General features: G+C 42.5%; 14 protein-coding genes. 8 read left to right on the top strand and 6 right to left on the bottom strand.

Annotation, left to right across the window (positions count from 1 at the left end):
* Window positions 1-87 precede the first annotated feature (87 nt).
* Window positions 88-507, bottom strand: a complete 420-nt coding sequence (locus ACJJIW_RS21425; RefSeq protein ID WP_282931984.1) for a hypothetical protein — start codon at window positions 505-507, stop codon at window positions 88-90.
* 1,226 nt (window positions 508-1,733) lie between these two features.
* Between ACJJIW_RS21425 and ACJJIW_RS21420 the strand changes: the two genes are divergently transcribed.
* The 8 genes from ACJJIW_RS21420 to ACJJIW_RS21385 all read left to right on the top strand — a co-directional run bounded on the left by ACJJIW_RS21420 (window position 1,734) and on the right by ACJJIW_RS21385 (window position 9,998).
* A complete protein-coding gene (locus ACJJIW_RS21420) occupies window positions 1,734-2,705 on the top strand; it encodes a GlxA family transcriptional regulator (RefSeq protein ID WP_282931985.1) in 972 nt (323 codons plus the stop codon).
* Window positions 2,706-3,881: 1,176 nt separating this feature from the next.
* Window positions 3,882-4,367, top strand: coding sequence for a hotdog fold domain-containing protein (locus ACJJIW_RS21415; protein WP_444936306.1), 486 nt, complete (start codon window positions 3,882-3,884; stop codon window positions 4,365-4,367).
* 167 nt (window positions 4,368-4,534) lie between these two features.
* Window positions 4,535-5,002 (top strand): hypothetical protein, encoded by a 468-nt coding sequence (locus ACJJIW_RS21410; protein WP_282931988.1) that lies wholly within the window; start codon window positions 4,535-4,537, stop codon window positions 5,000-5,002.
* 103 nt (window positions 5,003-5,105) lie between these two features.
* Window positions 5,106-5,504, top strand: coding sequence for an MAPEG family protein (locus ACJJIW_RS21405; protein ID WP_282931989.1), 399 nt, complete (start codon window positions 5,106-5,108; stop codon window positions 5,502-5,504).
* A gap of 215 nt (window positions 5,505-5,719) precedes the next feature.
* On the top strand, window positions 5,720-6,118 hold the full coding sequence (locus ACJJIW_RS21400; protein WP_444936305.1) for a BlaI/MecI/CopY family transcriptional regulator: 399 nt from the start codon (window positions 5,720-5,722) through the stop codon (window positions 6,116-6,118).
* A 3-nt stretch (window positions 6,119-6,121) separates the two neighbouring features.
* Window positions 6,122-7,609: a M56 family metallopeptidase gene (locus ACJJIW_RS21395; protein WP_444936304.1), complete on the top strand. Its 1,488-nt coding sequence runs from the start codon at window positions 6,122-6,124 to the stop codon at window positions 7,607-7,609.
* A gap of 90 nt (window positions 7,610-7,699) precedes the next feature.
* Window positions 7,700-8,998 carry a M23 family metallopeptidase gene (locus ACJJIW_RS21390; protein ID WP_444936303.1) on the top strand — a complete coding sequence of 433 codons (1,299 nt, stop codon included), beginning with the start codon at window positions 7,700-7,702 and terminating at the stop codon, window positions 8,996-8,998.
* A 130-nt stretch (window positions 8,999-9,128) separates the two neighbouring features.
* Entirely contained in the window at window positions 9,129-9,998 is an 870-nt protein-coding gene (locus tag ACJJIW_RS21385; protein ID WP_444936302.1) for an alpha/beta hydrolase, read from the top strand.
* A 68-nt stretch (window positions 9,999-10,066) separates the two neighbouring features.
* On the opposite strand, the gene ACJJIW_RS21380 is transcribed toward ACJJIW_RS21385, so the two are convergent.
* The 5 genes from ACJJIW_RS21380 to ACJJIW_RS21360 form a co-directional block, all read right to left on the bottom strand.
* Window positions 10,067-10,654 carry an endonuclease dU gene (locus ACJJIW_RS21380; RefSeq protein ID WP_444893254.1) on the bottom strand — a complete coding sequence of 196 codons (588 nt, stop codon included), beginning with the start codon at window positions 10,652-10,654 and terminating at the stop codon, window positions 10,067-10,069.
* Complete coding sequence (locus ACJJIW_RS21375; RefSeq protein ID WP_282931996.1) at window positions 10,654-11,214, bottom strand: DUF1415 domain-containing protein; 561 nt, start codon at window positions 11,212-11,214, stop codon at window positions 10,654-10,656. The genes ACJJIW_RS21380 and ACJJIW_RS21375 overlap by 1 nt, the downstream gene beginning before the upstream one ends.
* A gap of 8 nt (window positions 11,215-11,222) precedes the next feature.
* Complete coding sequence (locus tag ACJJIW_RS21370; RefSeq protein WP_282931997.1) at window positions 11,223-11,756, bottom strand: DUF2058 domain-containing protein; 534 nt, start codon at window positions 11,754-11,756, stop codon at window positions 11,223-11,225.
* A gap of 147 nt (window positions 11,757-11,903) precedes the next feature.
* Window positions 11,904-12,998, bottom strand: a complete 1,095-nt coding sequence (locus ACJJIW_RS21365; RefSeq protein ID WP_282931998.1) for a PaaI family thioesterase — start codon at window positions 12,996-12,998, stop codon at window positions 11,904-11,906.
* Between the two features lie 123 nt (window positions 12,999-13,121).
* On the bottom strand, window positions 13,122-14,543 hold the full coding sequence (locus ACJJIW_RS21360) for an alpha/beta hydrolase (RefSeq protein ID WP_444936301.1): 1,422 nt from the start codon (window positions 14,541-14,543) through the stop codon (window positions 13,122-13,124).
* Window positions 14,544-14,949: the final 406 nt, after the last annotated feature.

Below are 14,949 nucleotides of genomic sequence, written 5' to 3'. Positions count from 1 at the left end.
TTATTTATAGATATTTCTCAGAAATATAAAGGCTATCCCTTGCCGCCTTCTCCCTATTTATGGCTCCTGGTTGTGTAATGAAATTGTTTAGGTTGGGTCGATTGATGCTGTACTATCTGCTTTGTAAGATTTTGTGTGAGCTTTTGAGAGGGTTGTAAAGTTTGAATACTTTATTGCTTGAGGGTAAGTTTTAACGCCACTATCTAAAAGTAGGTGTTGATCTCGAGAAGCTTTGATGGTGTAAAACGATAGGTTGCCAAGTTTTGAAATAGATATTCTTGATGGAGGGTTCCTTAGATTTCTACACGCCTTTATATAAACTTGGGTAGATGCTTTTGGAATAAGTTCAATGTTTTGTCCTGATGATTGGGATACAAAATTTTTTTTAATATCTATACAGGCATTATTATTGTTGAGTCCGAAAAGTGTGAAGATATTGTCTCGGCGCGCCTCCCCTATTATAACTATGGATATCAATTCTTGTGAGAATGTCTTTGCTCGGAGCATTGGAGACCTCTCTCGATTTCTTAGTGTTTTTGTTGTTTTGTGGAATATTTTTACAGTATCGGTCTGGTGTCAAGTAAATAATTGTAAAGTTCTTAATGTTTGCTTTTTATTGATTGGGGACTTTTTAGTGGCTGCGCGAATAGATCTTTTTGAATAGCGATTTCTTGCGCCAAATCTGATCAATTAAAAGTTGTTTGAGTGGTTTTCTTTGGATTTCAGGAATCCCTGACTTGGTGTCTAGGGGGGGATATTTTAGTAATGTTAATACTCGGAATATCTTTATTACCAAGAAGGGAATTATTTGATGCTTTGCTATATCTAGTTTTTGAAATTTTATGTTTGGAATGTTGGATTTTAATCTCGGGGTGGAGATAAAAGATTGGAGGGGTAAATTTGGATGGAAAGGTGAGGTGGAATATTGATTTCTGTGATTTGATAAGTGGCACTATGGTGTAAAAATAGAGGCTGCTTAGTTTTCCACGTTATAGGATGGTATGCGATAAGATGACTGATTTGTGCGGTAAAATGTTTATAAGGCTCAATGTCAGTGTCTATGATGTTTCTACGCTATAAGTTACTAAATTAGCTAAATTAATCTTGTAACATTTCTGGCTTCCATTCTTAGGAATGATTATCTTTTACTTTTAAGTTTTTTAACTATTCCTGTGATTTTTAAATTGGTAGACATGAGGGTAAGTGGCTGCAATTAGGGTTTATTTGGCAGGAAGTTGGGCTGCTTGATGGGCGACTGTATATTCCAAAAAAAAATACTGTTATTACTTTACAGAATAGAAAAAGCTGGTACCTTAGGTGCAAGATTGTTTATTTGAGCAGGTCTAATAACCGTTAATACAGATGTTAAAGGAGTTTGTTTGTAGGCGATGTACCCACATATGTCTGGGTGTTGAGAGTGTTGCTGATGTGGTTTTGTCACAACTCTCTAATTGGGGTAAGAAATCACTGTATGAATAATTCTAGCTATTGGATAGTCGTAAATACCCAGTAGATTACTCGGGTATAGTGAAGAATTAACTTATTTTTATTATTCCCAGTTGTTGCTGGGGTTTATTGCTGGTTTATATTTCAGCTTCTGCTATAGCGTTTTGCACATCTTTTGGGGTGTGGGTTACCCAAGATAGTATCCCTGAAGTTTCCCGTAATAGGTCAGTAAAGCATACATTGATTTTGAGGTTGTTATATAGTTTACGCTTATTCTGCAATTTAAAATGAACTGTAAAAAGAAAGTATCTATCGTATTTTATCCTGGGGCGCACTCCTTGGATGTGATGGGGCCAGCGGAGGTCTTTTCACTTGCAAATCAACAGTTAAAGGATAGGGGCTTTAGTTGTGATGATCAGTATGAGGTAGAATTTTTAGCTGAAGATGGAGACACCAAGCAAATATCATCAGGTTTAAGGATCTGCTCTGACAGATGTTTCACTGATTCAACAGGAATTCATACACTTCTTGTAAGCGGTAATCTTGGAGCTACTGATAATCTTAAGATAAGTGAATGTCTAAATCGATGGCTGTCTCTGCAGTCTGGCTTGGTTAAACGTATAGGTTCTATTGGTAACGGGGCTCTGATCCTTGCAAAACTAGGTTTGCTTAATGGTCGGAGGGCTACAACCCACTGGAGATACATTGACCATCTGAAGAAGTTTCCAGAGGTGGATGTTGATTCAGAGTCAGTATTTGTTAAGGATGATCATATATATACCTCAGCGGGTGTCAGTGCTGGTGTTGATATGGCTTTGGCAATGGTGGAGGATGATTTTGGTCGGGGTATTGCCTTAGCTGTTGCTCAGTTGATGGTTTTATATCTCAAGAGAGATGGAGATCAGAAGCAAAGTAGTACTTATCTTATGAGTCAGTTAAAAAGTGATCGATTTTTAGAGCTGGTTCAGTGGATTCACAATAATCTGGATAAAGCTTTATGCGTTAATAGTCTCGCGGAAAAGACATCAATGAGTCCGAGAAACTTTGCTCGCTGTTTTACTCGAGATATGGGAGTAACGCCAGGTCGGTTCGTTGAGAAAATTCGTATTGAAAAGGTTTGTCAGCTTTTAGCCACTCAAGTGTTGACTCAGGAGCGTATAGCTACCATCTGTGGTTTTAAATCTCAAGAGCAGCTTAGAAGAGCATTTCGCCGAAATAAAGGTATGCTGCCAAGGGAATACCGTCAAAAATTATCATAAATGATTTTGGAGGCGGCTTAGTCAATAGAGCTGCCTCATTTTCTTTTAGAGATTTCCGTTCTTCTCATCTGATCCTTGATTTGCTTTCCTCTGAGTGTGCATCCACTAGATATATATCTGAATCTGAGTTGAGTAGATCTAATAAGCCTTCACTATATAATAGCCCTTTTTTAGCCTTGTAACCGAGTAAAAACCTTTTAGTTGGCTTTCATTCTTACATAAAAACTGACACAGTTTGGTTCTTCCCATAATAGGGTTCTGCTGAGACTGGCTCAGCAGGCTTCATTAGTAGAAATTAAGTTTTCACGTAAACTTGAAGTACTAATTCCCGCAGATGGAGGGCTGTCCATATTTGGGGGTATGGTATTAATAGCGAAGTAAATGATAAATGGATGAACTGTGATCTTCTCGGCCTCTATTAGAGTTGCTTCGGTAGCGAATGGTAGCTGATACAGCCTTGAGATTATAATCACGGTATCTATATAAGTGGGATGAGAAAAATAGCGCAAGATTTTTAGCACTATAAAGTTAGGTATACGAAAGGGGAGGAAGCCTTTGGTGGGGTAGCTTTTTTGAGGCCCTGATATTGTTGATACACTGTAGGAATTTCTGCCATACCCTTTGTAATATTGGATTCTTGAAAAATATTCAATACGTCCCATAATTTTGGCTGGATTGTCGTTGAAAACTAGATGTATTTAAGCTCGTTAAAACAAGTGCCACAGCTAGGCGTGTACTCAGAATGTAGACCCAAATTTTTTGGTCTGATAATTTTAAATATCTATTCTCCCGTATAAATTAATATATGACTAGCTACTCAATCTAAACTTTTTTGTAAGTGCTTGTCTGGGTAAACTTTTTGGACATCAAAAACAATCTTTCAAGGTGCGCAGTAGCGATTGCCATTAAGTATGCCTCTTGGTTTGCAGATATACTTACTCTACCTGTTAATGGATATGATCTTAAGGAATACAAATTATTAGCTCTAGCCCTATGAGTTGCACTCGCTTGTGAGTCAAACCTCCTCTGGGATATCTCTGTGCTTGGAATAGCCCATGTCAATAAATCTGATAGATCTGATTATCCTGGACTACCGGAAATTGATATATAGTGGCCTAAATAGCTTAAGACCGCCCATATAGAGTGGCGGTTCGATGTATAGGATGGAGAGGTAAGGTGGACTATCGATCTTCTAAAAGCCCGGTACTTAATCTTTGGGGGCGATTTGGTAGCTCAGCATTGGGCCGCTGGCTGGTATCTAAATTAGTGGCACTTAAGGCGCCGTATTTTCGTTCAATCAAGCCACGTTTCCTGGAATTATCACCGGGTAAAGTGGAGGTTTTACTGAATAAGCGTTGGAGCGTGACAAATCATATTGGTACTGTACATGCTATCGCCATGTGTAATGCCGCTGAATTAGCTGGCGGTGTTTGTTTGGATGTGTCATTGGATCGACGCTTTCGCTGGATACCGGTAGGGATGGAGGTCAAGTATTTAAAGATGGCGAAGACTAATCTTCGAGCCGTTTGTGAGTATCCAGAGTTTAAATCCATTGAGGCTGGCGATGTTGTTATGCCTGTGAGCGTTATTGATACCAATGGAGAGGAGGTGTTTCATGCCGATATTACCATGCATGTATCAGAGCGCCCCAGTGCGAAGTAGTAGAGTTGTCATTTGAGGTCAACTCCTGGTGTGGTTACAAGGGAAATTGCCTTACTTTGGGTCTGAGTATGGAGAAGAGTATGCAGGCTAGGAGGCGATGAAGTGTGCTCTACTCATAAATCTCGTAGAATATTTCTTTGTTCAGTCTTGATGTATTTGGAGGGTTTATGAGATTGGCTTGGCAGATAGAAAATTCGACATGCGTCTTTGGTGGTGAAAATAAAGCTGTTACGGAGCATGAGTTACACCGATCGGAAAGTACTGCCTTGGCGACTGATGATATTTATCAGGACCTTTCCGAGGTGTTACAGCTTGCAATTTCCAAGCTTGATGAAAATGTAAATGATACTTCTCTGTACTTCCTGATTAGTTGGGAGTCTGTATCTGCTTCTATGACTGTATCTGTAGTTGATGATAGTCGGAGCAATGACTCTAAAGTAGTTGTGCACTGTCACTTTGCTGGACTGGCTTCCCAATATGATGCTGAGCTGAAGAGGCAGGAGGCTTTGGTTAAATGGTCGGATGAACTTAGGTTTTGGTGTAAAGAGTATCTATCTACTGATCAAGGTTTTTCACAGTTTTCTCTGGTTGCATTGTTCGCGGCAGGCTCCAGAGATACTGCTGTGATTCTTTAAAATATAGCTGAAAGCGATGCTTATATAGTGTGAACAACTAGGACGGGGAGGCGAGGCTTAAAATGCCCTCCCTGTACAAATAACATAGAAAATGGAGATTTCTATGAATGTTTACTATTTGTGTATTGGGCTCTTAGCGGCATTATCTCTTCTGCTTGGTGCCTTGGTTACTGTTGGGCGCGGTAAGTATGAGGTTTTAGTTGGGCATTCTTTCGACCCCGATAATACCCTGCACAAATGGGTAAGGGCCCATGCAAATACAGCAGAATATGCTCCCCTTTTGATGGTGCTTATTTACTTGGTAAGCTTAGGGCAGTCTTCTGCCTGGGTTTGGTGGCTTGTTATTCTGCTGACCGCTTGTCGATTTCTTTTTGTTGCAGGCATCTTATTTCCCTCCACTATGGCAAAGCCTAACCCAATGCGCTTCTTGGGTGCCGTAGGCACTTATATCTTTGGATTGGGGCTTTGCTTGGCGCTGGTGCAGCAAGCCCTGAGGCTTTGAGTTGGTTGCAAGCGCTTTCAAACCTTATATTGGTTGGTGCTTAAACTGATCAAAATCGATTGGTCTATCGATAGCTTTTAACTTTTTGCCAGCCGGCAAGAACTGTTTACGATTCTGACTGTATAAAAAACAACCTAACAAGTTTCCCTGCAGGGTGGTTGACCGAATGCGACACTTGTCGCACACTAGCCCTGACTGTCACACGGGAAGATAAAATGAAAAAGGTAAAACCGTCCCCATCAGAACTTGCGCTGTTGAAAGCCCTTTGGAGGCAAGAACCGCTGAGTGCCAGAGAGTTACATGATCGGGTGGGACCTGAATTGGGTTGGTCATACTCCTCTACTCGAAAGACACTAGATCGGATGCGGGATAAGTCGTTTGTGGCTCAATCTGAGATCCATGGAATCCATGTTTATAGCCCTGCGATTGAGAAGGTGGAAACTCTGGCGTCATATGCAAAAGATTTCGCTGAAAGAGTATTAGAGCTTGATGGTCCCTTTCCTGTGTCGATGTTTGCCGGCAGTAAGTTAATGAGTGATAAAGATATCGAGGAGCTTCAGGCAGTACTCGATTCCTGGCCTAACTCTGAGCCGGTCAGCAAGGATGGTGAATAGGCTATGGCCGAGATAGTCTCTACAGTTCTACCATTTGCACTGGATTTTCTAGCTACTTCTTTCTTCTCAATATTTTGGGCGGGGTTGGTTTTTATTGTTATTTGGCTGGCAACAGCTAGAAATAAAGACAGCTTTAATGCGATATACCATTGGCGAAGTTTCTGGTTGTGTGCAATGGTTGCTGCTGGTTCCCCATTTTTTCTTGCGCAATTGAGCGACCAGTTAACGTTGGGTATTGCTCCGGATCTGAATTTTGAATTACCGCCAGCTTATGAGGCTACCTCTATACCACCAATTAACATAGTTCTGCATGAGTATGTATCGACCTCTTTGAGTTCTGTTGAATTACTGGCTTTTCTTTGGTTGCTTATATATCTGTCCGGGGTGTTTTTTACCTTATCTAAAGTGGTAGTGAGTCAGTTTTTCTATGGCAAGAAATTGCGTTTAATAGCAAATAATAAGCTTTCTGTTGTTAAATTTGACCAGTTTTTTACTTCATCTCAAAGTGATTTTCTAATCGGAAGTAAGACTCAGGTGTTTATAACACACTCAACGATTACACCATTTGTGATGCAGCTATTCAGTCGTAAATTGGTGCTTCCCTCCTATATTTTATCAATGAATGAAACGGAGCGTCATCTAATCATTGAGCATGAAATTATGCACTTGAAAAGGCTTGACCCCTTGTTGATTCTGATTGTGCATATATTTACTTGCATCCTATGGTTCAATCCCTTCTTAGGTTGGATGAAGTCTCGATTCAGCTGGGCGATAGAGTTGGGGTGCGATCGCGAAGTTCTAAAGTCATGTAAGCGAGAATTGCACCGTGTTTATGCACAAGCAATGATTGACACTCTTCGACGGAACTCTTCACAAAGAACAAGTGACTGGGTTGTATCTTTCTCTTTCTCTGGTGGTACGAGTCAGGCTCCTTTTTTCCGACGCAGACTTTTGAATATTATGGAAGCCCCAAGGGCGGGGTCTAATAATGGCGAATTAGGTGTCTATTTACGCGCTATGTTGTTCTGCAGTTTTTCAACCATTTTAATACTCGGAGGACTACTGTTAAAACCGGGATTAACAATGGCTTCAGTGGAGATTACCAAATTGACAGTCCCGGTTGAGAGTGCCCGTATTAGTAGCCCTTTTGGTGATTTCAGTAAAATTCGCAAAAAACCCCATGAAGGTACTGACTTTGCGGCACCGATTGGTACTCCGGTGGTTTCAGCTGAAAGTGGTGTTGTAATAGTCTCTACTGATGATTATAAGCATAAAAATTATGGGAAAATCATAATTATTGATCATGGTAATAATACGAAAACTCTGTACTCCCATTTAAATGAGCGGGAGGTTGAGGCAGGGCAGTCAGTACGTGCCGGCCAGGCGATAGGAACTGTGGGTATATCAGGGCGTGTAACAGGGCCACATCTTCACTTTGAACTTATCAAAGAAGGCAAGCGAATCAACCCAGACACTTTGCTTGCGAAGTAAGGGGGGAGTGTGATTTATTACTTAAGAAAAGTAGGGTTACCCGTGAGGCGATTAACTATTTTCTTTCTGATCGATATCTGGAGGATGGCTTTGTTGCTGGTTCTTTTATCGATTCAATCACTGGCGATAGCAGGGCCGTTATTGGAAAACAATTCCAATGTTAAATCGGTACAATATGATTTATCTTTTACATTGCCCCTACTCAATGATCTATCCTTGGTACATCAAGATGAAGGGATGCAGCGTAGGGAGGTGGCCCCTCCATATAGAGTTGAGGAAGAATATCTAGAGCGCACAAAAAAAGTTCAACTAGCTAAAAACCAAGGGGTTTTATCACTATTGGTGGATAGTGGAGTCGATCGTGCAGAAGCGTATAAAATAATTCAGGCTTTGTCGGAACATGTCAATGTCAGTATCCTACCAGTTGGTAAGGAATTTAACTTAACAATAGATACCACTGGAAAGCTTAATAAGCTTACCTTAGTTGTTGGCTTTGCAGAGAGTTTGGAGTTGGTTAGACATGGAGACAATTATAGAACTAATCAATTTGAATCTCCTGTCGATGCCAGGAAATACTACGTTAAAGGTGAAATTTTTGGCAGTTTATACCAAAGTGGAAAAGAGTCTGGCCTATCTAATTCTGTGCTCACAAAACTAAATGAAATATTTAGTTATTCCGTAGATTTTCAACGGCAGATTCGAGCAGGTGATCAATTCTCTGTTTTCTATGATACCTTGTTCAATAGCCAAACTGGAAAGGAAAAACTAAATAGAATTTTATTTGCTGAGCTTATTCTTAGTGGAGAAAAGATAAGTTTATATCGGTTTTCTACTGAGGGACCTCAGGGGGTGGATTATTTTTACCCTGATGGCCAAGGCTCTAGAGGGTTTCTAATGCGTACTCCGTTAGAGAATGCAAGGTTGTCATCTTATTTTGGGCGCCGCAAGCACCCAGTCCTAGGGTATACCCGAGTACATAAAGGTTTGGACTTTGGAGCCCCTTTGGGCACGCCGATATTGGCTGCAGGTGATGGTATTATTGAGCGAGCTTCTTATTTTGGTAGTTTCGGCAACTATATTCGTATTCGCCATGGCTCCGGGATAAAGACTATTTATGCGCACCTTAAGGGGTACGCGAAAGGAATTAGTAAAGGGGGAAGAGTAAAACAAGGGCAGGTAATCGGTTACCTTGGCGCTACAGGTCGTGTGCAGGGGCGTCACTTGCACTATGAGATTCATAAAAATGGTACGGCTGTTGATCCATTAAGGCTTGACCTCCCTATTAGTAAGGGGCTGGTAGGAGATTCTTTAAATCAATTTTCTCAACAGGTTCAAAAGATTCAAGATGAATTGATAAAGTACGCTCAACAAAATCAGTTTGATTCATAATTAAGCTTTTTTTTATCTTTTTTATTTCTCTCTCACCTTATTATATTCAGAGTTTAAATGACTTACATTTTTGTTGGTGGCGAATTTTTTCTTAAAGCAATATTGAGTATAAAATTAAACTAGGTTAAATATGATTAGAGCTATTCTGCTGATAGCCATTCTGGTGCTGTCTAATTCACTAAATGCAAAGCCCCTCATTACCAAGGTTTCTGAATCTTTTGAGTTAAGTGGATCTAAAATATACACAGTTGACTCTGATATTCTCAAACGCAAATACGACTTGTACGTGAAGTTACCATCAGGTTACTCGAACGATGACAATAAAAATAAGACCTACCCGATAATTTACCTTAATGATGGGCCTCATACATTTAAGGTTGCCTCGGGTGTTACACACTTTAAGGATATGGATAAAGCCATCGTAGTTGCTATTTCATTCGCTCACGGAGAAAACGGGCAGTATAGTCGAGTTCGAGATCTCACTCCCGTAGTCGATAGTGGGTGGAAGCGTTATACAACTGGTGGAGCCAGTAAGTACTTACAGTTTATTGAAAAAGAAGTAATGCCCTTTATTGAGGGGAGCTTTAGGGGGGATCCCACACGTAGGATTCTTTCAGGTCATTCATTGGGTGGATCTTTTGGTGCTTGGGTATTACTTACCAATCCACAGTTGTTTTCCACTTATATCCTGACAAGTCCTTCTCTTTGGTTTAAGGATGAAATGATCTTTGATTTGGAGAATAAATATGCAAGCCATAACAACACACTGCCTGTAAACGTCTATATTGCCACTGGCGCTTTGGAGACAATACAAAAGAGCCACATGCGTAATGATATGGTAGATGGGCATAAGAGATTTCTTGCTAAATTACAGTCGCGTAATTATCGTGGATTAAAGCTTAGTGAAGAGGTGGTGAGCGGTACGGACCACTATTCCACTTTCCCGGTGGGGTTGGCAAAAGGTTTAAGGTGGGTATATCAGGATTTGTGGGCAATATAATAATTTTCGCGGTAAAAGAAGAGCTATAGCCGCCCGCGACAAATGGTAGATCTGTTATGCTATTGGAATTATGCGCGTTTGCCACTTTGTCCGGTCATTACTGCCGCGCCAATCATATGGGCTAAACGTAGAGCTTCAGGGACATACCCAGTGTCAGTGGTTTGCTCTAACACCTGGGCGGCAATCTCCGGTTCACATCCCTGTACTTGAAAATGGAAGTTATTGTAGTTATGGATACTCCCAGCTTTCATCAGGGTTTCTTTACGCAGTAGATAGTCAGGAAAATTTTGCAGCGCTTTATCAATGGCTTGAATGTCTGGTGGTTTTCGCATTAACGCGATACAAGGGCGCTGTAAGATATCGGCCAGCTTGGGTAGATCAATAATATTGAAACCACCCACTGCTACTCCATCGGTCAATACGACATTTACCTGGCTGTAGAATTTACTTTCTTTCAGCAGTGTGGCAAGTGTTTCTGTAGCTTCCATCCCATCTTTGCTTACCTGCCCCCAAAGCATCCCCTCAAAGCGAGTTTTGGTGCAGACAATACCGCTTACTTTTACCGGCGCACCCCTTCGTTTTTCAAAAGGGGCGTCATCAAAACCGATAACTCGGATCTGCTTCCTTAATCGTAATAATTCTGCCAGAGGCTTCATTATTTCTTGTTGCCCTGAAGAAATAAGTAGGGAAATAACTTTAGTTTTTCCTCATGGCTTAATGATTCCATGCGACGGATATTATTTTCTGGAATACTCTCTGGATCTGGATATAGATCAATCATTTTTTCCAGGTTTTCTTCTCTCAGCAGGTGTAAGATAGGATAGGGTGCGCGATTAGTTAGGTTTTCTGCATCGGCGGCTGCAGTGCCAGCAAATTGATAATCTGGGTGGAAGCTGGCTAATTGATAGGTGCCTACATAGTCGTTGCGTTCCAGTAACCACTCTGCTAAATCCAGGAACTGGTTGTAGTCGCTGAATTTCCCTAGGTGATTAGGGATAATCAATAAGGTGGTAAGCAATTCAGATTCCGAAGTGGTATCGAGCCGACGTAACTCCGTCAATAGATCACTGAGTAGCGCCTCGTCTCCTGTGGCAGGACTCACCTTGAGTCGAATTTGCCCTGCACGCAGAGGTTTGCGTGCGAAAGGGCAGAGGTTGAGACCGACAACCACATCAGTAAGCCATTGTTCTACCGCCTGAGTAACAGCTTTTTCCATTTGACTGCTTACCACATAAGATCATCGGGGATCTGAAAGTCTGCATAGGGATCATCTTCATCTACCACTGCTGAACTTTCAGCAGGCCTGATTACGATATCGCTATTGCGCTCCGCAATTTTCTCGGCAATAACCCGTGGAACCAGCTCAAATTGTTCTCCCTGGACAACAATCATCAGGCGCCCCGCAATCAAGTGATCCCTTAATTCTTCGCTGACATAGATGGTTTTGATTTTTTTGTCGAAAGTGAAATTGTAAGTAGTTTCGCCCGAATAAGGTTGGCGATTTTTTTCCACCAATTGCTTGATTTGTGCGGCAATAGCTTTTTGCTGCGCTGCCGCATCCCGCTCAGCATTGAGGGCGCGATCACGAGCGGCTTTCTCTGCTTGAACCTTTTGTGCTGCGAGCTTTGTTTCATCAACCTGGGGTTGTGAAGACTTCTTCGCAACTTTCTGTTGCTTCCGCTTATCTTTGCTGATTTGTTTGGCTTTCTTTTTATCGACAAGTCCTGCCTGGAGTAGTTGGTCTTGCAATGAGGCCATAGTTTCTTCCCCGTAACAATCTAAGGTTTGGCAGCTGTCACCTGAGTAGGTTTTGCTAACACGCCTGGTTAAAAAACGATCAATTGTGTGAGTGAATACTCGTGGGAGTATTTTACCCGAAGATCGCTGTGCAACCGATAGTGATTTTTAAGGGGTCCATGGCTTACCTGAGGTAGCGGTTGCGATGATTTCATCGGGCTCTTTGCCGTCAGTCAGCATTTGTGCGCCGCCTGGAATCACCAGGGCTGAACCGGTAGCAATTGCAACGCGCTTGCCACTGGGAGTATCAATATTGCAAGACGATACCCTTAGCTGCCGTCCCCGGTGGAGGACCTGAGCTTCCAAAATCAAGTCGCCGCTGTTGAGTTTTGCGGGACGTGCAAAGCGAATGTGCATGTCCAGGGTGGCAAAAATTGATCCGGCAGGTAAAGTTGAGTAAACCGCACCTCCCATAGTGAAATCTGCTGCCCATGCCAACAGGCCGCCGTAGATGGATAGGGTTCCATTGGAAAACCAGGGGGATGAGGGCATTGTCGAGATGCAGCGACCATTTTCCACTTCCACTGCACGGTAGCCGGTAAGCATCCAGATGGGGTGGGTTCTTCCTTCACTGATAGTGGTTCGCTGGAGCTCTATGGGAACCTGCTCTGATAAGTGTGCCATATCGCAGAAGAACGTTTTTGGGGGAGGGCGAAGATAGGGGTCGGGTGTGTCCGTTGGCCCTAGGTCAGGCATGGGCAGTTCCTGATCTGGGTTGACTGGAAAGTCGGCAATAAGGCAGCGGGTACTACCGAAAGCCAAGGTCCTCCCCTCCTGATCGTTAATCTGGATACTTGATAACCCCACCTGGCTACCTGAATGAACAGTCGTAGCTCTGCCTACAATATTTTGGGTACTGCTGGTGATGGGGCGGATAAAGCACATATTTAACTCTGACGTGCTCAGTACCTTCCCTGCTGGCAAGGTGGTCCAAATGGCGGATGCCAAGGGGGCGTCCGCAAACATGGCATAAATACCTCCCCAATAGATTCCTGTGCCATCGGCCAGCCAGGGTGTAATGGGCATGGAGTAGGTGGCCTTTCCCAGACCTGCCTCAGTGGGAGTCATTCCGGTTAGGCGCCAAAATGGGGGACCAGGTAAGCTGCCACGAATATAGCGTTTAAATGTGGCTAGGCCGGGTTGTTGTAACGCTCTGAGGTCACAGATGGCTCCGCGATGAACTTCGTCGGTAATATTGGTCATCCCCCAGCCTCCAGTTGCATCTATGGAAAGGGTAATGTGGAGGGATTCTGGATGCGAGAAAGAGAGAAAATTGCTATGAAGCTTAGTACTTTATGGCTGCAAGTTTCTCTCCATGAATGGTAACTATGGTGCTAAATCAGGTAGTTTGGCTACGATATGGGTCTTGGTAATAGGCTTATCTTCCATATAAAGGTTGATCGTATTCTGGATCTCAGGGGAGGCCATAAATAAATTATGTCCTGCATTTTCCACTGTTACTTTGATGGCATTTTTGAACCCTGATATAGCTTCATGCTGGCTCTCCAGGTAGGTTCTTCCATCCAAGGTGCCGCTTAGTAATAAGACGGGAATGTTGCTGGTCGGCTTATTCCGGAATTTATCACCGAGGTCCAAATGTGGCGCCATGTTATCGTAGTGAAGTGAGAAGTTCAGATAATCTTGAAGTAGGGATTGTTTAGCCTGTGCTACGACTTGTGACTTACGTTCCCTGGTAATTCCGGAGGCTATATCCATTGCTATTGACATTGGGTGTAAGGTTATGGGAGTGCCGGGTTGTAGGAATTCACTAGGAAAATGGCGTCTGGGGACTTTATCAAAATTTAGAGTCTTGCCTTGATCCAAGTCGCGGTAAAATCGGAGAAGAAGGCTGGCACTTTTGGGATCAGCAATAAATGCCGAAGCAATTTGTTGCATATCCCTACGCTGTAGAAGGTAATCGGCTTTACTGCCATCTCGTTGAGGGATTTGAATTTTCAATGGTTGCAACTCCAGCTTTTTGTGGACTCTACTTATTAGAGTCTTGATATCTGGATAGCGTGCTTTTGCATTAGGCTGTTGATCGATAGCTTGTTGCAGTCGATCTAAGTAGTAGTCTGTTCGGGCGGGTAGCTTGATAGTTTGAGCTAAACCTTCAACGCTGGATAAAATTAGCTTATCAATGGTTCCTTCGATTTCTTTTATCGCTGCCAGAGATAGATGGCTTCCATAGGAGGTGCCCCATAATACCATTTTCTCGGCGCCCAGGTGGATTCTTAGATCATCGAGATCGCGAGCGCTTTCTAACGTGTTATAGGCTGTTAAATTTACGCCATTGGCTTCCCAAAAATCCAAACACTCCCTCAGGGCTTTGCGGTGGTAATCGATATACTGAGAGTCAGTGGTGGCTTCAAGAGGCGGTACAATTTGTTTGGATTCACAATTGGGGAGGTCGTTAGAGCGACCGGTGCCACGTTGATCCAGTGCGATCACATCTCCATATTCCCGCAATGCCATAAACATATCGAATCGATAGTTGACTGCCATAATTCCTGAGCCGCCAGGGCCTCCCGCCAAGTATATAATTGGTGGCCCTGCTTTCTCTCCTGTGGCCGGAAATCTTATATAGTGAAGGGAGATTTTACGACTGTTCTTTTTGCTGCGATCTTCAAGTACCTGAATAGCCCCACTATAGCCTTCTGCCGTTTGTTTGCTCCATGTGGTAAAAGTATAGGCTTCCTCATTGTTAATAGGAGTTGCGGCCCCTTTAATAGAGCTGGCTAGTAGCATGAAAACTGCTGCTGCAAGAGTAAATATATTTTGGAGCTTTTTCTTCATTGTTGTTAGGTATTTCTTTAGGTTTCTGTTTAAATATTTTATTTTTCCAAGTGGGGGGAAGCCGCTAAATAACCTTAAGTGAAACTTTCTCAGTCACGGCCGAAAAATACAGTTCCATTCATTTTTAAGTCGTTCATTGAGCCTATGAGATAATTGTGGATTTCGGTAGTCCCATATGCTGATGCATCATTAATTTTATTGCTTAAGCCGGAACTAAATAAGCTAGGGGCAAAAGTTCTATATATTCTCATGGTAAAAGCATCAATTTGGTGGCCTCAAGAGAGGGTGGGTTCTGAAAAGCCACGCAAAATACAATATGTGGGCTGTATTTTTTGGCATACAGTAAGAGTGGTACCAT

The sequence above is a fragment of the Microbulbifer maximicatervae (SeqCode) genome, assembly GCF_052467815.1.
The sequence above is the reverse complement of the archived record's forward strand: the minus strand, read 5'-3'. Positions and strand labels throughout refer to the sequence as shown.

Bases quoted from the DNA above. Each gene is read 5' to 3' on its own strand.
- ACJJIW_RS21425 (WP_282931984.1), bottom strand. From the start codon at position 507: ATGCTCCGAGCAAAGACATTCTCACAAGAATTGATATCCATAGTTATA.
- ACJJIW_RS21420 (WP_282931985.1), top strand. From the start codon at position 1,734: ATGAACTGTAAAAAGAAAGTATCTATCGTATTTTATCCTGGGGCGCAC.
- ACJJIW_RS21410 (WP_282931988.1), top strand. From the start codon at position 4,535: ATGAGATTGGCTTGGCAGATAGAAAATTCGACATGCGTCTTTGGTGGT.
- ACJJIW_RS21405 (WP_282931989.1), top strand. From the start codon at position 5,106: ATGAATGTTTACTATTTGTGTATTGGGCTCTTAGCGGCATTATCTCTT.
- ACJJIW_RS21400 (WP_444936305.1), top strand. From the start codon at position 5,720: ATGAAAAAGGTAAAACCGTCCCCATCAGAACTTGCGCTGTTGAAAGCC.
- ACJJIW_RS21395 (WP_444936304.1), top strand. From the start codon at position 6,122: ATGGCCGAGATAGTCTCTACAGTTCTACCATTTGCACTGGATTTTCTA.
- ACJJIW_RS21385 (WP_444936302.1), top strand. From the start codon at position 9,129: ATGATTAGAGCTATTCTGCTGATAGCCATTCTGGTGCTGTCTAATTCA.
- ACJJIW_RS21380 (WP_444893254.1), bottom strand. From the start codon at position 10,654: ATGAAGCCTCTGGCAGAATTATTACGATTAAGGAAGCAGATCCGAGTT.
- ACJJIW_RS21375 (WP_282931996.1), bottom strand. From the start codon at position 11,214: ATGGAAAAAGCTGTTACTCAGGCGGTAGAACAATGGCTTACTGATGTG.
- ACJJIW_RS21370 (WP_282931997.1), bottom strand. From the start codon at position 11,756: ATGGCCTCATTGCAAGACCAACTACTCCAGGCAGGACTTGTCGATAAA.
- ACJJIW_RS21365 (WP_282931998.1), bottom strand. From the start codon at position 12,998: ATGACCAATATTACCGACGAAGTTCATCGCGGAGCCATCTGTGACCTC.
- ACJJIW_RS21360 (WP_444936301.1), bottom strand. From the start codon at position 14,543: ATGCTACTAGCCAGCTCTATTAAAGGGGCCGCAACTCCTATTAACAAT.